The sequence below is a fragment of the Pseudomonas sp. LBUM1660 genome (assembly GCF_059695935.1).
This window is the reverse complement of the sequence record NZ_CP166795.1, coordinates 671,928-688,379: the sequence shown is the minus strand read 5'-3', so window position 1 is coordinate 688,379 and position 16,452 is coordinate 671,928. Positions and strand designations below refer to the sequence as shown.

The 16,452-nt window shown below is 60.7% G+C and carries 14 protein-coding genes; 13 read left to right on the top strand and 1 reads right to left on the bottom strand.

Going from position 1 to position 16,452, the window contains the following annotated elements:
• Positions 1 to 25: 25 nt before the first annotated feature.
• The gene (locus tag ACA068_RS03135; protein ID WP_497307529.1) at positions 26 to 4,513 is read right to left on the bottom strand and encodes a hypothetical protein; all 4,488 of its coding nucleotides are present in this window, start codon (positions 4,511 to 4,513) and stop codon (positions 26 to 28) included.
• Positions 4,514 to 5,215: 702 nt separating this feature from the next.
• Between ACA068_RS03135 and ACA068_RS03130 the strand changes: the two genes are divergently transcribed.
• The 13 genes from ACA068_RS03130 to ureC all read left to right on the top strand — a co-directional run bounded on the left by ACA068_RS03130 (position 5,216) and on the right by ureC (position 16,436).
• Positions 5,216 to 5,587 carry a DUF6124 family protein gene (locus tag ACA068_RS03130; RefSeq protein ID WP_497307527.1) on the top strand — a complete coding sequence of 124 codons (372 nt, stop codon included), beginning with the start codon at positions 5,216 to 5,218 and terminating at the stop codon, positions 5,585 to 5,587.
• A gap of 75 nt (positions 5,588 to 5,662) precedes the next feature.
• Entirely contained in the window at positions 5,663 to 5,962 is a 300-nt protein-coding gene (locus ACA068_RS03125) for a 7(1) septoil knot domain-containing protein (RefSeq protein WP_497307525.1), read from the top strand.
• Between the two features lie 223 nt (positions 5,963 to 6,185).
• Entirely contained in the window at positions 6,186 to 7,451 is a 1,266-nt protein-coding gene (gene urtA / locus ACA068_RS03120) for an urea ABC transporter substrate-binding protein (RefSeq protein ID WP_497307523.1), read from the top strand.
• Between the two features lie 163 nt (positions 7,452 to 7,614).
• A complete protein-coding gene (urtB, locus tag ACA068_RS03115) occupies positions 7,615 to 9,117 on the top strand; it encodes an urea ABC transporter permease subunit UrtB (RefSeq protein WP_497307521.1) in 1,503 nt (500 codons plus the stop codon).
• Positions 9,117 to 10,196: an urea ABC transporter permease subunit UrtC gene (gene urtC, locus ACA068_RS03110; RefSeq protein WP_010464088.1), complete on the top strand. Its 1,080-nt coding sequence runs from the start codon at positions 9,117 to 9,119 to the stop codon at positions 10,194 to 10,196. The genes urtB and urtC overlap by 1 nt, the downstream gene beginning before the upstream one ends.
• Positions 10,193 to 11,065, top strand: a complete 873-nt coding sequence (gene urtD, locus ACA068_RS03105; RefSeq protein WP_497307519.1) for an urea ABC transporter ATP-binding protein UrtD — start codon at positions 10,193 to 10,195, stop codon at positions 11,063 to 11,065. The genes urtC and urtD overlap by 4 nt, the downstream gene beginning before the upstream one ends.
• A 122-nt stretch (positions 11,066 to 11,187) precedes the next feature.
• Positions 11,188 to 11,886: an urea ABC transporter ATP-binding subunit UrtE gene (gene urtE / locus ACA068_RS03100; protein ID WP_008031204.1), complete on the top strand. Its 699-nt coding sequence runs from the start codon at positions 11,188 to 11,190 to the stop codon at positions 11,884 to 11,886.
• A 30-nt stretch (positions 11,887 to 11,916) separates the two neighbouring features.
• Positions 11,917 to 12,756: an urease accessory protein UreD gene (locus tag ACA068_RS03095; RefSeq protein ID WP_497307517.1), complete on the top strand. Its 840-nt coding sequence runs from the start codon at positions 11,917 to 11,919 to the stop codon at positions 12,754 to 12,756.
• Between the two features lie 138 nt (positions 12,757 to 12,894).
• Positions 12,895 to 13,197 (top strand): urease subunit gamma, encoded by a 303-nt coding sequence (gene ureA / locus ACA068_RS03090; protein WP_497307515.1) that lies wholly within the window; start codon positions 12,895 to 12,897, stop codon positions 13,195 to 13,197.
• A gap of 9 nt (positions 13,198 to 13,206) precedes the next feature.
• Positions 13,207 to 13,740 (top strand): GNAT family N-acetyltransferase, encoded by a 534-nt coding sequence (locus ACA068_RS03085; protein ID WP_497307513.1) that lies wholly within the window; start codon positions 13,207 to 13,209, stop codon positions 13,738 to 13,740.
• Between the two features lie 6 nt (positions 13,741 to 13,746).
• Positions 13,747 to 14,280, top strand: a complete 534-nt coding sequence (locus ACA068_RS03080; RefSeq protein ID WP_497307511.1) for a GNAT family N-acetyltransferase — start codon at positions 13,747 to 13,749, stop codon at positions 14,278 to 14,280.
• The gene (locus tag ACA068_RS03075) at positions 14,280 to 14,585 is read left to right on the top strand and encodes an urease subunit beta (RefSeq protein WP_008146494.1); all 306 of its coding nucleotides are present in this window, start codon (positions 14,280 to 14,282) and stop codon (positions 14,583 to 14,585) included. The genes ACA068_RS03080 and ACA068_RS03075 overlap by 1 nt, the downstream gene beginning before the upstream one ends.
• 150 nt (positions 14,586 to 14,735) lie before the next feature.
• The gene (gene ureC, locus ACA068_RS03070; protein ID WP_497307509.1) at positions 14,736 to 16,436 is read left to right on the top strand and encodes an urease subunit alpha; all 1,701 of its coding nucleotides are present in this window, start codon (positions 14,736 to 14,738) and stop codon (positions 16,434 to 16,436) included.
• Positions 16,437 to 16,452: the final 16 nt, after the last annotated feature.

The window sequence follows — 16,452 nt, the reverse complement described above, 5'->3', positions numbered from 1 at the left end:
CGCTCAGATCAATGAACGCTGCGCCTCACAGTTCGTCACGATCGGGCTTCGCCGCCGGTTGCACAGGTGGCTGCCACGTCGAATTCAGTCGACCGCGACGTTGCCAGTAACCATCGGTGTCCAGTACCTCAAGCAGGCCGACACCGGCAAGTGCGGCGAGGTAGGCCGCGACCCCGTCCTTCGCCTCCTCGTTGAACAAGGCCGTTTCCTGCGGCGAGAAGCTGGGGGTGAATTTGAACAGGGCGCCGCCACGACCGGTGAAATAGCAACTGCCCCCGGAGACGCCGCTCTTTTTCACAACGTCTCTGCAGAACCACAGGTCGGCCAGGGCCAGGTTATCCATCAGTAATCGATCAGACGCATTGGGGTCCTTCACGAACAGATTGAAGCGCTTGTAGAACTGATGAACAGCCGCCCATTTGTAGCCCTGAGGAAAAACCGGCAACGGCAAAGGCTGCGCACCGGGCACCGTGACCGGTGCAATAGGCCCGCCCGGCCCTGAGTAAAACAGCGCACTGGCAGCCCCACTGCTGGCACCGTCCTCAAGCGGTTCGACGGCCACGAATGAAGAAGACACCGGGTGTATCAGCACACCGCCCAGATACGGTTGGCCGACGTACTCGCCCATCAATCGCTGCGTCGAGCGAGCGGCATCATCGGCATGGGCGAAGACAGGGCCGAGCGCAAACCGGTTGTCCTGCGTCCACTTGATCAGGCTGATACCGGTTTTGACACCCCGGGCGTCAACCCTGAGCGGCGACCAGAAAGCGCTGCGCACCACAACCTGCAATTCACCGTTGGCGATGATTTTGCGCAGGTAGTCGATCAGCGACTCCCGTCCTGATTCCAATACTTTCTCGTAGGCCACCGTGGCATGAAACAGGCTCCACTCAGGTGCCTTGGCCCTGGGGGCGTAGCACAACAAGGCGCCATCAGCGCAAGACAAGTAGACGTTGAGGTACGTGGATCCTTCTGCTGTGCGCACACCGACAGCGTCCAGCCCGTAAGACAGATCACGAGGCGAGATGAAGCTGTGTGCCGCGTCACGAGGCAATCGTCCCGGACTTGTCGACGGACACAAATAGAGGCCCATGACTCGATACCCCAGCGGTAATAAGCCTTCGGGAAATACCCGCTCGACCGTGAGATGGCCTTGCCGCCCGTCGATCGGCAGCGTCGTCACGTACCGATCACCGCTCAGCGCCTTGAGCACAAAGCCGAACATCAGGCTGGCACGGGCGCCCACCGTGCGATGGACATGGCGCATGGCATCGTCCATCTGCGTGAAGACCGGACTGAGCGCCGGCTCAGCAATGGCAAATCGATGCACGTCCGACGAGATCACGCCGGGATAAGCACTCCAGTCCGACAATTGCCTGGCCTTGCCCCACAGTCGGCTCCCCTGAATCACTTGCAACCGGCCGGCTTTTGCAACCTGATTGACGTACTCGCTCGGGGTTTGCGTGCCGTTGCGCATCTGCAGTTCTATCGGGGCATGCCGGCGCTGCAACTGGCTGGGTGGCGCTAATGCCCGAGCGAGTTGCTTCTCGCCGGCGCTTGCACTGAGGGTGTAGCTGATCAGGCTGCCATCGAGCCCCAGCAGGTATTCATTGCCGGGCGACAAAGACGGGGAACGCCCGGAACCGGTCAGGATGTCCGCCAGAAAATCAGTGGAAAACATCGCGTGGTACACGTCCCGCTCGCGGTTCGACAGGGCGAAAATCGGTTCGACCGGGATTCGGGAATGGTACCGGGCAACGACCGTACTCCCCGCCAGAAGCAAGCCCTGTTGAGTCAATTCATCCAGACGAATCCAGCTGACCGGGAAGTTCTCGACCTCGACGGGCACCGGCAACGTTGCGACAAACAAGCCATCAGCGCGACGCAGCACCAGCCCACCGTAGATCCGCTCACGCCGCGACCCCAACTGCGCCAACGCATAGCGCGCAGCATCATCCTGCGCAAAAAAGACCGGGCTGAGCGCCCGCCGCTGGACCTGCGTGAAAGGCTTCCAGTCCGGGCCGACAATGCCCGACTCATCCCACAGCTCACTGGTGCGCAATACCTTCAGTTCTCCAGACTCCGCGACCTTCTGAATGACACTGGCATAGGGTGGCGTGTCCTTGCCCAGGACCGACATCAGTTGCGGCAAACCCTGATTGTCGAATTGTGTTGAGGAGGCCGAGTACTGGTAACGCAACAATGCCCCGTCCAGCGTCGCGATAAAAATGTTCAGGTCCTGAAAATGCGTCAGGCGTTGCGTGCCCTTCTCGTCGACGATCGCGGCCGCCAGCTCGCGGATGGAAGCGAAATGCCGGGCAAACCAGGCGTCCGCTGTCGATAACTCTTTGGGCATCCAGCTTGCCGCGTAATAAAGGCCGAGGGTCTGGAACTCGTCGATCAATACGGGAGCGCCAAAGTCGCTCGCCTGGTTCAGCGTCCCCAGGCGGTTGACCGGGACTGTTTCAGTCGCCACGTACTCATCGCGTTCTTTGTGCTTGAGGATAAATCCCCAACCCGCCGCAGCCGCTCGGTAGTCGAACCTGGCGCGATGGCGGGCGTTCAGCACCGCGTCTTCGGCACTGGTAAAAATCGCCCCCAGCACCGGAGCGGCAATGGCTGTGCGGGCGGCCTCGTTATTTGACTCATCCCCCGGCACCGTTCCCCGCGGCCCCCACACGTCGCTGCCGACCACCACGCGCAATTTTCCCGTGTCGGCCAGTTCGTCGACCACTGTACTGGGCTCCAGTGTGCCGGCCGCCAGCTCCCGATCTATCAGCGTTTTGCCGTCGGCGAGCACGGCCACACGCTGTTGCAGGCGGTTGCGAGCCGCCACTTTCGATGCGTCGGGGCTGTACACCAACAGGGAGTCGGCTGAGCCGGACAGGTAAAAATCCACAACATGCGCGGTCTTGTCGAACACCGAGCGAATGTCTTCGGTGGTGAACATTTGCCCGTGCGTCAGTTGCTCTTGCAAGTCAGTACGCGCAATGGACCTGGAGTCGGCTTGCCAGCGCGAAGCGTACAGTCCATGAAACGAGTGCCCCTCGACCAGCACGATCGGTGCGCCAGTGGCGTCGAGTGGGCACAGCTTGTCCAGTGCAAACCGTTTTGTGGCAAACACCGGTTCGGTGGCGACGAAGCGTTTATTTCGATCCTGCAAAATCATTCCGACAAAGCCCTGTTCACGCCGGCTGCCGATGTGTTCATGAGCAAAACGTGCGGCATCGTCCGCCATGAGGAAAGCGGGACTCAAACGCCGCGACCTGGCATAGGGTTGCCAGTCAGGCCCCACGATTCCGGCAACATCCCAAAGCGCGCTGTCCTTCAGCACCGCCAACTCGCCAGCCGCTGCCACCTGCCTGATGTAATCCGCAGGCTTGAGCGTTCCGGCCTTCAATCGGACGTTGAAATCCGCGCTGTCCTTCAGCGGTACTTCAAGAAGGTGCGCCGAAGGGCGGTACTGCAACACGGCGCCGTCCCGTGCCCGGGCGTACACCTTCAGATAATCCGGGTACGCCTGCCGATGGACTTCCAATAGCGAAAACCTGATGCCCGTAGCCAACTCCAGCGGTGAAAAAAAACGCTCATAAAGCCAGGGCTCGCCGGCACTCTGAGTCGCATCGCCCTGCGGCATGAAGTAGACGCCGTTCAGGTCGAAATCGAGCAGGCGCTCCAGCGTGCGATCAGCATTCAACGGGAATGTCTTGAACAGTTCGGCTGCCGGCTCGCTGGAAAGCACCGGGTAGGTCGCCATGCATTCCGCGCTGCCGGCAGAGGTCACGACAAACCCCAGATAAGCGCTGCCGGTGGACGCAGTTACCGTCGCGGCGGCCGCTTCGATGGCCTTGTCCACTTGATCGAACACCGCACAAAAAAACGGCTGCACTGGGATCGGACTTCGCACCGCAGCCGTACCGAGCGTCCAGTTCGCCGGCACCTTTCCTCGGACGCCGCCCCACGGCGCATTGGCTTCCAGTACGCTCAGCGTGCCGGTCTGGGCGACTTTCTGAATCAGTTGCTCAACGTCGGAGAACGGCCCGAAAGTCTTGCCCCCCTGCTCAAAGAGTTTTTTCTCTTCTGCCGGCTGAGTGGATTCGTACTTAATCAACGAGCCATCCGGCCCCGACAAATAATGGCGCTGGCCATAAGCGCCCGGGTCCTGCATGTGACTCAGCAGATGTCCTCTGGAAAAAAATCCGAGGCTTAACGTGACCTGCTCAGCCGTCCAGCCCGGATGAACCCGCAGGACTTCGGCGTGACTGGCCGAATGGGACAGGTAATACGCCGCGCCACTGTAGCCCGGTGGGGCAAACAGCTCATTGGGGTTACCGGGAGTCAGCAGAAAGTCGAAATCGAAATGCCCCATCCGACCCGCCACCGGCAATGTGGGCTGAAATTTTCCGTCGCCACGCTGCACGATCACGCCGCCGTAGGCTTTGTCACGGCTCGCGCCGATTTGCCGGTGAACCCAATAGGCCGCGTCATCCGCACTGATGAAGGTCGGTCCCAAAGCAGGAAATGTTGTCGTCTTTCGGGGGGCTGAAGGGGGACTGGTAGAGGTGCCGTTCATACGCTGCTCACTCGATTGAGAAGCCACGATGATCAAGATCCCGGAGCGCAGCGGGTGGTACATATGTATCGCCCTCCGGTTTTTTACTTTTGACGCAGCCAGCACCGATGCTGCGCACGCCGATGCACCGAAAATAAATCTGTCCCCTTTCTCCCCCTGCCGGTCGTCACTACGGCGTGTGCTGGTCAAGTCGAATGCAAACAATTGGTCAGCACGGATGCAATTGACTGCTCAGGGGCATTGCAACTGGGTGGTCAAGGCCACGCATAGACGCAAAAGCCTTCTCCCGCGGGAGGGGTGTGATTCTGGGTTTGTTTATGTGTGTTTATACGGATGTAAAAAACACAGACGTTTCCCACGGGTTTTTCAGGTTGTTCGTCGGACGTGGGCTGTCTAGTCTGGGGCTGTCACTGCACATCAGTGATCGGGCGTGAGAACCCGGCAGCCCCTGTTAATCCAACATCAGTACCACCATAATTGCCGCCGGCTTATCCGCTGCCAGCAATGTCTATGGCGGCTGTGTGCGGGCGGACTTCGGTCCGGCCGGATTTGGGGTCACCGGTTTCTCACTCCGCACATAGCTGCCACCCCTTCATCGTGTGAGAACGATTGAGTGGTGGCCTCAATTGAGTAGACCCCAAGATGAATAAGAAAATCGTTCCAGATCCACCCATCGACACCACCACTCCCGAACCCGAACCATCACGCAACGACGACCTGCTCCGAGACCGCGAAGCCATCAACCGCGCCCTCGACTACTACCTCGATCCCCCGGCGCTCTACACCGAAAAACCCCGCCGCCCCAGCACCATGTTCATGATTGCCCCGGACAACGACAGCGAAAGCCTGTTGGTTCATGCCTGTGAATCCCTGGCGTGCGCCAGTGTCCTGGCCAGCGACTTCGCCGCCGAGCTGATCGGCCCGCAACGCCATAAGGCGATGGCGATTCAGCAGGTCATCATGCTCGCGGAATTGGCCGTGAGCCGCGCGGTGGATAACGTTGTCCCCACCTAGAAACACCTGAGCCCGCTCCCACAGGGGCTCAACATTCCCTACACTGCATATCTCACGCCCCTCAGGATGAGCCTCATGTTGAAATCTGTTTTCCTGTTGTTGCTGGTGTTCGGCTCCAGCGCCGCATGGGCCGATACCACCGTCGATGTCTCGAAGATTTACGGCAAGATCCAGTTCGTCGACAGTTTCCCGGACTACAAGGTGCAGGTGGTGAACTCGTTTCCCGATCTGAAGGTGCAGCAGGTCGACTCTTTCCCGGATTCGCCAGGCAAGTGGAAAACCGTCGACAGCTTCCCGGATCACAAAGTCCAGATCGTCGATTCCTTCCCCGACTTCACCATTCAATACGTCGACTCATTTCCCGGTCCCAACTGAGCCCCTCTGCATCACCGCTGCCGCCAAGCGGCAGCACCACAATGACGCATACCCTCGCACCACCGCCCCGCCCTCGTCCCTTCGTGGTGCGCCGCCACCGCGCGCGACCGCTCTAAAACGACATTTCCCTGCCTTTTGCCGACCGGGCACAGCCTTTGCAAAACACCCTTCAGTAGTCCGCATCTGCCAACCAAAAAATTCATAAGTTCATGGAGATCGCACAATGAAGCGTCGTAGCTTGATCAAGGCTTTCACACTCACGGCAAGCATTGCCGCGATGGGCATGACCTGGACCGTCCAGGCCGCCGAGACCATCAAGGTCGGTATTCTGCATTCGTTGTCCGGGACCATGGCGATCTCCGAAACCTCGCTCAAAGACATGGCGTTGATGACCATCGACGAGATCAACGCCAAGGGCGGCGTGAATGGCAAGATGCTGGAACCGGTGGTCGTGGACCCCGCGTCGAACTGGCCGCTGTTCGCGGAAAAGGGTCGTCAGTTGCTGACGCAGGACAAGGTGGCCGTGGTGTTCGGTTGCTGGACGTCGGTGTCGCGTAAATCGGTCTTGCCGGTGTTCGAAGAACTCAATGGCTTGCTGTTCTACCCGGTGCAATACGAAGGCGAAGAGATGTCGCCGAACGTGTTCTACACCGGCGCCGCGCCGAACCAACAGGCGATCCCAGCGGTGGAATACCTGATGAGCGAAGAAGGCGGCAGCGCCAAGCGTTACTTCCTGTTGGGCACCGACTACGTTTACCCGCGTACCACCAACAAGATTCTGCGCTCGTTCCTGCACTCCAAAGGCGTGGCGGACAAGGACATCGAAGAGGTCTACACCCCGTTCGGCCACAGCGATTACCAGACCATCGTGGCCAACATCAAGAAGTTCTCGGCCGGCGGCAAGACGGCGGTCATCTCCACCGTCAACGGCGACTCTAACGTGCCGTTCTACAAAGAGCTGGCCAACCAGGGCCTGAAAGCCACTGACGTTCCGGTCGTGGCGTTCTCGGTCGGCGAAGAAGAACTGCGCGGCATTGACACCAAACCGCTGGTGGGCAACCTCGCGGCCTGGAACTACTTCGAGTCAGTCGAGAACCCGGCGAACAAGAAGTTCGTGGCCGACTGGAAAGCCTACGCGAAGAAACACAACCTGCCGGGAGCCGACAAAGCGGTGACCAACGACCCGATGGAAGCCACGTACGTGGGCATCCACATGTGGGCGCAAGCAGCTGAGAAAGCCAAATCCACCGACGTCGCTAAAGTCCGCGAAGCCCTCGCCGGCCAGACCTTTGCCGCGCCGTCGGGTTACACGCTGACCATGGACAAGACCAACCACCACTTGCACAAGCCCGTGATGATTGGCGAGATCCAGGCCGACGGTCAGTTCAACGTCGTGTGGCAGACCGAAGGGCCGATCCGTGCCCAGCCGTGGAGCCCGTTCATTTCGGGCAACGACAAGAAGCCGGACTATGCGGTGAAGAGCAACTAAGCCACTGGGTGTCGGCCTGAGCACTTCACTCAGGACCGACACAAATCCCTGTAGGAGTGAGCCTGCTCGCGATAGCGGTGGGACAGACAACAGACCTGTTGATTGATAGACCGCTATCGCGAGCAGGCTCACTCCTACATTTAGCCCGCGCAAGGCCTTACATATGCCCACCGCCCTTTACCGCTTGATCTTTGCTCTCGCGCTTTTACTGCCGATGGCCGTACAGGCCGGCGACGCCGAAGACTTTGTCGCCGCCAATCCCGTGCAGCAAGCCAAGCTTCTCGAATCCTGGGCTGCGCAGCCCGAACCGGCCCGTATCGAACTGATCAACGCCCTGCAGCAAGGCGAGTTGACCATCGACGGTCAACCGAAAACCCTGCGCCTGAACAACCGCCTGCGGGGTCTGATCGACACCGCTATGGCCAGCCATCAGCTGCTCGCCGCCGACGCCAAAATCCGACTGGACGCCGCGCAGCAATTGCAGAAAAGTGCCAAACCGGCGCAACTGAAATTTCTCGACCAGCAACTGGCCGGCGAAAAAGATGAAACCGTCCACGCGGCCCTGAGCCTGGCCCTGGCCAACCTGCAATTGGTCGACACCGACCCTGCCGTGCGCCTCGCCGCCGTGCGTTTGCTCGGTGAAACCGGCGACCCACTGGCCCGCACCCGCCTCGAAGGGTTGCTCGAACCCGGCGTCGAAGCTGATGCCGGCGTGCGCACTGCAGCCGAAACCAGCCTGGCCCAGGTCAAACGCAAACTGCTGATCGGCGAAATCCTCGGGCAAGCGTTCAGCGGCATGTCCCTCGGTTCGATCCTGCTGCTCGCCGCCCTCGGATTGGCGATCACCTTCGGCCTGCTCGGCGTGATCAACATGGCCCACGGCGAGATGCTGATGCTCGGCGCGTACTCGACCTACGTGGTGCAGCTGATGTTCCAGCGCTTTGCCCCGCAAGCCATCGAGTTCTACCCGCTGATCGCGCTGCCGGTGGCGTTTTTCGTCACCGCCGCCATCGGCATGGCGCTGGAGCGCACGGTGATTCGTCACCTTTATGGCCGCCCGCTGGAAACCCTGCTCGCGACCTGGGGCATCAGCCTCATGCTGATTCAACTGGTGCGCTTGGTGTTCGGCGCGCAGAACGTTGAAGTGGCCAACCCGGCGTGGTTGTCGGGCGGGATTCAAGTGCTGCCCAACCTCGTGCTGCCGTACAACCGCATCGTGATCATCGCCTTCGCCTTGTTTGTGGTGGTGCTGACCTGGCTGCTGTTGAACAAGACGCGCCTGGGGTTGAACGTGCGCGCCGTCACCCAGAATCGCAACATGGCCGCCTGCTGCGGTGTGCCGACCGGGCGCGTGGACATGCTCGCCTTCGGCCTCGGCTCCGGCATCGCCGGCCTCGGCGGCGTGGCCCTCAGCCAGATCGGCAACGTCGGCCCGGACCTCGGCCAAAGCTACATCATCGACTCGTTCCTGGTGGTGGTGCTCGGCGGTGTCGGTCAGTTGGCCGGTAGCGTCCTGGCCGCGTTCGGCTTGGGCATCGCCAACAAGATTCTCGAACCGCAGATCGGCGCCGTGCTCGGCAAGATTCTGATCCTCGCGCTGATCATTCTGTTCATCCAGAAGCGTCCGCAAGGCCTCTTCGCACTGAAAGGACGGGTGATCGACTGATGAACCAGCCCCTGATGCTCACGGCCAGCCAAAAGGCCGGCCCCAAAGTCACCATCGCGGTCGGCGCGGTGATTCTGGTTCTGCTGCTGGCGTTGCCGTTGCTCTCACTGTTGTCGCCGGACAGCGTGTTTCACGTCTCGGCCTACACGCTGACGCTGGTGGGCAAGATTCTTTGCTACGCCATCGTCGCCCTCGCCCTCGATTTGGTCTGGGGCTACGCCGGCCTGCTGTCCCTCGGTCACGGCCTGTTTTTCGCCCTCGGCGGCTATGCGATGGGCATGTACCTGATGCGCCAGGCGTCGGGCGACGGCTTGCCGGCGTTCATGACGTTCCTGTCGTGGACCGAGTTGCCGTGGTACTGGACCGGCACCAGCAGCTTCCTCTGGTCGATGTGCCTCGTAGTGTTAGCGCCGGGGTTGCTGGCGCTGGTCTTCGGGTTCTTCGCCTTCCGTTCGCGGATCAAGGGCGTGTATTTCTCGATCATGACCCAGGCCCTGACCTTCGCCGGGATGTTGCTGTTCTTCCGCAACGAAACCGGGTTTGGCGGCAACAACGGCTTCACCAACTTCCGCACCATTCTCGGCTTCGGCATCACTGAACCGGGCACGCGCGCGGTGCTGTTTTTTGCCACGGTGGTGTTGCTGGTGGCGAGTCTGTTTATCGGCTGGCGCCTGGCGCAAAGCAAGTTTGGCCGGGTGCTGACGGCATTGCGCGATGCGGAAAACCGCCTGATGTTCTGCGGCTACGATCCGCGCGGTTTCAAGTTGTTTGTCTGGGTCTTGAGTGCGGTGTTGTGTGGTCTGGCCGGTGCGTTATACGTGCCGCAGGTCGGGATCATCAACCCGAGTGAAATGTCGCCGACCAACTCCATTGAAGCCGCCGTCTGGGTGGCCCTCGGGGGTCGCGGCACGCTGATCGGTCCGCTGCTCGGCGCTGGCGTGGTCAACGGCATGAAGAGCTGGTTCACCGTGGCGTTTCCCGAATACTGGCTGTTCTTCCTCGGCGCGCTGTTCATCGTCGTGACCTTGTACCTGCCCAAAGGCGTGATCGGTCTGCTGAAAAAGAGAGGTGAGCAATGAGAGTCACTGCGACGGCTGAATTCATGCTCGAACCGGCGTTTTTCCCGCCGCTGGAACCGAACAAGGACGCCGGCAGCAGCCGCGATGCCATCGGCCTCGGGCAACGTGTCGGCCCCGGCCTGAATACGCGCCACGGCACCATCCTGACCCTGGAAGACATCAGCGTCAGCTTCGATGGTTTCAAGGCACTCAACGCTTTGAACCTGTACATCGGCGTCGGCGAACTGCGCTGCATCATCGGCCCCAACGGCGCGGGCAAGACCACGCTGATGGACGTGATCACCGGCAAGACTCGCCCCAGTCACGGCAAAGCCTGGTTCGGTGAAACCCTGGACCTGACGTCGATGAGCGAAGTGCAGATTGCTCAGGCCGGCATCGGTCGCAAGTTCCAGAAGCCAACGGTGTTCGAAGCCTTGAGCGTGTTCGAGAACCTGGAGCTGGCGCAGAAAACCGACAAGTCGGTGTGGGCCAGCCTGCGGGCTCGCCTCAGTGGCGAACAGAAAGATCGCATCAGCGAAGTGTTGGAAACCATTCGCCTGACGGCCTCGGTCAATCGCCCGGCGGGTCTGTTGTCCCATGGCCAGAAGCAGTTTCTGGAGATCGGCATGCTGCTCATGCAAGACCCGCAACTGCTTCTGCTCGATGAGCCGGTGGCGGGCATGACCGATGCCGAAACCGAATTCACCGCCGAGCTGTTCAAGAGCCTGGCCGGCAAGCATTCGCTGATGGTGGTGGAACATGACATGGGTTTTGTCGGGGCGATTGCCGACCACGTCACCGTGTTGCACCAGGGCAGCGTGCTGGCCGAAGGGTCGCTGGAACAGGTGCAGGATAACGAGCGGGTGATCGAGGTTTACCTCGGAAGATGAAATGGCTCTTGTAGGAGCGAGGCTTGCCCGCGAAGGGGACTCCTCGGTCCAACCGCAAGACCGCGTCATCGTTCTTCGCGGGCGAGCCTCGCTCCTACAGGGGATTTAAGGAGAATCTGAGAATGCTGCAAGTCGACAAGCTGCACCAGTATTACGGTGGTAGCCACATCCTGCGGGGCCTGACGTTTGACGTGAAGGTCGGTGAAGTCACGTGCCTGCTGGGACGCAACGGCGTGGGCAAGACCACCCTGCTCAAATGCCTGATGGGTCTGCTGCCGGCCAAGGAAGGCGCAGTGAACTGGGAAGGCAAACCGATCACCACATTCAAGCCGCACCAGCGTGTGCATGCCGGGATCGCTTATGTGCCTCAGGGCCGCGAGATTTTTGGCCGGCTGACCGTGGAAGAAAACCTGTTGATGGGCCTGTCGCGATTCCCCGGCAGCGAGGCGAAAGAAGTGCCGGCCTTCATCTACGAGCTGTTCCCGGTGTTGCTGCAAATGAAGCAACGGCGCGGCGGTGACTTGTCGGGCGGTCAACAGCAGCAATTGGCGATTGGCCGCGCACTGGCCAGCCGTCCACGGCTGTTGATTCTCGATGAGCCCACCGAAGGCATCCAGCCGTCGGTGATCAAGGAGATCGGCGCGGTGATCAAGAAGCTCGCAGCCCGGGGCGACATGGCGATACTGTTGGTGGAGCAGTTCTACGATTTCGCCGCCGAACTGGCCGACCAGTACCTGGTGATGTCCCGCGGCGAGATCGTGCAGCAAGGTCGCGGCGAAAATATGGAAGCCGAGGGTGTACGTGGTCTGGTTACGATCTAATCTGAAGCGTCCTGACGATAATTAGAAGACATGAATTTACCTCTCCCCACTGCCCTGTTTACCCCGAGCTGGCATGCCGAGCTGGAATTGGGCTACGCCCGGTTCGGCGACAGCACACGCCCGGTTCAGCGCCGACATCAAGGTCCGCTACGGGTGCAAAAGCACCTGTATGCCGAAGGACCGCAAGTGTGCCAACACATCATCGTTCATCCGCCGGGCGGCATTGCAGGCGGTGATCGACTGGATATCTCGGCCAGCGTCGGCACGGATGCCTGGGCGCAAATCACCAGCCCGGGCGCTGCCAAATGGTATCGCGCGGCGGGGCCTGCCTATCAGCAGCTGACGTTGAAGGTGGCGTGCGGTGCAACACTGGAATGGCTGCCACAAGAGACGATTATCTTCAGCGACGCTCAGGCTGAGCTCAGCACTTCGATTGATCTGGAGGGCGACGCCCGGCTGTTTTACTGGGACGTCGTGGCGCTGGGCCGACCGGCCAGTGGCGAACGCTTTGACCTCGGGCATTTTCAGGCACAACTGGACATCCGCCGCGACGGCCAGTTGCTCTGGCACGAACGCCAGCGCATTGTCGGGGATGATGGGCTGCTCGACTCACCGATTGGCCTGGATGGGCAGCCGGTGTTTGCGACGTTGCTAGTGACGGGGGAGATTGATAGCGAACTGCTGGAAACCTGTCGCTCGCTGCCCAATGAAGTGCGCGGGGACTTGACGCAATTGCCGGGGCTTTTGGTGGCTCGGTGTCTGGCCAGTGAAGCGCTGTTGGCGCGGGGCTGGATGATTGATTTGTGGCGTTTGCTCCGGCCTGCGTTACTCGGCCGAGAAGCCCTCCCACCCAGAATATGGAGCACCTGAACACCAATCCCCTGTAGGAGCGAGGCTTGCCCGCGAAGAACGATTACGCGGACTCCCCGTTAAACCGAGGCGCACCCTTCGCGGGCAAGCCTCGCTCCTACGGAAGCTTTTTTAACTGCCGAATTTGGATTCCAAACGATGGACCTGACCCCACGCGAAAAAGACAAGCTGCTGATCTTCACCGCCGGCCTCGTGGCCGAGCGGCGTTTGACGCGCGGCGTGAAACTCAATTACCCGGAAGCCATGGCTTACATCTCCGCTGCGCTGCTCGAAGGCGCGCGTGACGGCCAGACCGTGGCCGAGCTGATGCACTTTGGCACCACCCTGCTCAGCCGCGAACAAGTGATGGAAGGCATTCCGGAAATGATCCCGGAAATCCAGGTCGAAGCGACGTTCCCCGACGGCACCAAACTGGTCACCGTTCACCAACCCATCGCCTGAGGACGCGTCATGACCTATCAAATCCGCGATGCGCTGCACACCGACCTGCCGGCGATCCGCGACATCTACAACGACGCCGTACTCAACACCACGGCGATATGGAATGAACAGGCCGTGGACCTGGGCAACCGCCAGGCCTGGTTCAGCGCCCGGCAAGCCCAGGGTTATCCGATCCTGGTGATTGTTGACGGTGATAACAACGTGCTGGGCTACGCTTCATTTGGTGACTGGCGGCCATTCGACGGCTTCCGCCACACCGTCGAGCACTCGGTCTACGTGCGAAGCGACCAGCGTGGCAACGGCCTCGGCCCGCAATTGATGACGGTGCTGATCGAGCGCGCCAAAGGTTGCGACAAGCATGTCATGGTCGCTGCCATCGAAAGCGGGAATGCCGCTTCCATCCGTTTGCATGAACGGGCCGGTTTCGTGATGACCGGTGAGATGCCGCAAGTGGGCACCAAGTTCGGCCGCTGGCTGGACCTGACCTTCATGCAACTGACCCTCAATCCTGGCGCGGAGCCGCCGCCTGCCAACAAGGAGTAACGCCCGATGAACGCTGCCCAACTGCGCCGCGTCAATGTTGAAAGTTTTGCGCACTATCGACAGGGTTTGATTGATCTGCTGCTCGACGCTGTCGGCTATGGCGCCAGTGTCGGGTTCATGGCCGATCTGGATGCCGCTGCGGCCCGCGCCTATTTCGATGACGTTCAGGACAACCTGAACAAGGGCAACGTGCTGCTGTGGGTGGTGGTCAAGGACGAGCAAGTGCAGGCCAGTGTGCAACTGACCCTGTGCCAGAAAGCCAACGGCCTGAACCGTGCCGAAGTGCAGAAACTGCTGGTGCGTGAACATGCGCGCCGTCGTGGCCTGGGCCAACAATTGATGAGCGCGCTGGAAAAAGCCGCGCTCCAGCACCAGCGCGGCATGCTCTACCTCGACACCGAGGCCGGCTCACCGGCCGAAGATTTCTATAAGGCATTGGGTTACACCAAAGCGGGTGAAATCCCTGATTACGCCTGCGACCCGAGCGGCCAGTACAAACCGACCGCCCTCTACTACAAGATTCTTCAGGGAGCCCACTGATGATTCCTGGTGAATACCAGATCCAGCCCGGTGACATCGAACTCAACGTCGGCCGTCGCACTGTCAGCCTGAAAGTGGCCAACAGCGGCGACCGGCCGATCCAGGTCGGCTCGCATTACCACTTCTTCGAAACCAACGACGCCCTGACCTTCGACCGCGCGGCCAGTCGTGGCATGCGCCTGAACATCCCCGCCGGCACCGCCGTGCGCTTCGAGCCGGGGCAGAGTCGCGAGGTTGAACTGGTCGACCTGGCCGGGCATCGCCGGGTGTTCGGGTTTGCCGGCAGGATCATGGGTGATCTTTAAATTCTATGGCGTCTGAACTGGCCCCTTCGCGGGCAAGCCTCGCTCCTACCGTTTTGTGTCGTCGCGGATAATACGTTCGACGCGGACCTGTTGGAGCGAGGCTTGCCCGCGAATGCGATTTCACATCTAACTTATTACCAAGGCGTGCACATGAAGATTTCCAGACAAGCCTACGCCGACATGTTCGGCCCCACCGTCGGTGACAAGGTCCGTCTGGCCGATACCGAGCTGTGGATCGAAGTGGAAAAAGACTTCACCACCTACGGCGAAGAGGTGAAATTCGGCGGCGGCAAAGTCATCCGTGATGGTCAGGGCCAGAGTCAATTGCTGGCCGCCGAAGTGGTCGACACCTTGATCACCAACGCGCTGATCATCGACCACTGGGGCATCGTCAAAGCTGACGTCGGCCTCAAGGACGGCCGCATCGCCGCCATCGGCAAGGCCGGCAATCCGGACATCCAGCCGAACGTGACCATCGCGGTCGGCGCCAGCACCGAAGTCATCGCCGGTGAAGGCATGATCCTCACCGCAGGCGGCATCGACACGCACATTCATTTCATCTGCCCGCAACAGATCGAAGAAGCGCTGATGAGCGGCGTCACCACCATGATCGGCGGCGGCACCGGCCCGGCCACCGGTACCAACGCCACCACCTGCACGTCGGGGCCTTGGCACCTGGCGCGGATGCTCCAGGCCGCCGATGCGTTCCCGATGAACATCGGTTTCACCGGCAAGGGCAACGCGAGCCTGCCGGAGCCGCTGATCGAGCAGGTCAAGGCCGGCGCCATCGGCCTCAAGCTGCACGAAGACTGGGGCACCACCCCGGCGAGTATTGACAACTGCCTGAACGTCGCCGACCAGTACGATGTGCAGGTGGCGATCCACACCGACACCCTCAACGAGTCGGGCTTCGTCGAAACCACCCTTGCCGCCTTCAAGGGCCGCACCATCCACACCTATCACACCGAAGGCGCGGGTGGCGGTCATGCCCCGGACATCATCAAGGCCTGCGGCTTTGCCAACGTGTTGCCGAGTTCGACCAATCCGACCCGACCGTTCACCCGCAACACCATCGATGAACACCTCGACATGTTGATGGTCTGCCACCACCTGGACCCGAGCATTGCCGAAGACGTGGCCTTCGCCGAAAGCCGCATCCGCCGCGAAACCATCGCCGCCGAAGACATCCTGCACGACCTCGGCGCGTTCTCGATGATCAGCTCCGACAGTCAGGCCATGGGCCGCGTCGGTGAAGTGATCACGCGCACCTGGCAGACCGCCGACAAGATGAAAAAGCAGCGCGGCCCGCTGCCCGGTGATGGCGAGGGCAACGACAACTTCCGCGCCAAACGCTACATCGCCAAGTACACGATCAACCCGGCAATCACCCATGGCATCAGCCATGAAGTGGGCTCGGTCGAAGTGGGGAAATGGGCGGATCTGGTGCTCTGGCGTCCGGCATTTTTCGGCGTCAAACCGACCCTGATCCTTAAGGGTGGGGCCATTGCGGCCAGCCTGATGGGCGATGCCAATGCTTCCATTCCGACTCCGCAACCGGTGCATTACCGACCGATGTTTGCCAGCTACGGCGGCTCGTTGCACGCTACCAGCCTGACCTTCATCAGCCAGGCCGCGCAGGAGGCTGGCCTGCCTGAGGCGTTGGGTTTGAAAAAGAAAATCGCAGTGGTCAAAGGGTGCCGCGAGGTGCAGAAAACCGACTTGATCCACAACGACTATCTGCCGACTATCGATGTCGACCCACAGACCTATCAAGTCAAGGCAGACGGCGTGCTGCTGTGGTGTGAGCCAGCGGATGTGTTGCCGATGGCCCAGCGATATTTCCTGTTTTGATCGGTGGATCGGACTG

What these genes read in the sequence shown, in the direction of transcription:
- ACA068_RS03085 (WP_497307513.1), top strand. Translation starts at nt 13,207, where the DNA reads ATGACCTATCAAATCCGCGATGCGCTGCACACCGACCTGCCGGCGATC.
- urtA (WP_497307523.1), top strand. Translation starts at nt 6,186, where the DNA reads ATGAAGCGTCGTAGCTTGATCAAGGCTTTCACACTCACGGCAAGCATT.
- ACA068_RS03095 (WP_497307517.1), top strand. Translation starts at nt 11,917, where the DNA reads ATGAATTTACCTCTCCCCACTGCCCTGTTTACCCCGAGCTGGCATGCC.
- ureC (WP_497307509.1), top strand. Translation starts at nt 14,736, where the DNA reads ATGAAGATTTCCAGACAAGCCTACGCCGACATGTTCGGCCCCACCGTC.
- ACA068_RS03125 (WP_497307525.1), top strand. Translation starts at nt 5,663, where the DNA reads ATGTTGAAATCTGTTTTCCTGTTGTTGCTGGTGTTCGGCTCCAGCGCC.
- urtD (WP_497307519.1), top strand. Translation starts at nt 10,193, where the DNA reads ATGAGAGTCACTGCGACGGCTGAATTCATGCTCGAACCGGCGTTTTTC.
- ureA (WP_497307515.1), top strand. Translation starts at nt 12,895, where the DNA reads ATGGACCTGACCCCACGCGAAAAAGACAAGCTGCTGATCTTCACCGCC.
- urtE (WP_008031204.1), top strand. Translation starts at nt 11,188, where the DNA reads ATGCTGCAAGTCGACAAGCTGCACCAGTATTACGGTGGTAGCCACATC.
- ACA068_RS03080 (WP_497307511.1), top strand. Translation starts at nt 13,747, where the DNA reads ATGAACGCTGCCCAACTGCGCCGCGTCAATGTTGAAAGTTTTGCGCAC.
- urtC (WP_010464088.1), top strand. Translation starts at nt 9,117, where the DNA reads ATGAACCAGCCCCTGATGCTCACGGCCAGCCAAAAGGCCGGCCCCAAA.
- urtB (WP_497307521.1), top strand. Translation starts at nt 7,615, where the DNA reads ATGCCCACCGCCCTTTACCGCTTGATCTTTGCTCTCGCGCTTTTACTG.
- ACA068_RS03075 (WP_008146494.1), top strand. Translation starts at nt 14,280, where the DNA reads ATGATTCCTGGTGAATACCAGATCCAGCCCGGTGACATCGAACTCAAC.
- ACA068_RS03130 (WP_497307527.1), top strand. Translation starts at nt 5,216, where the DNA reads ATGAATAAGAAAATCGTTCCAGATCCACCCATCGACACCACCACTCCC.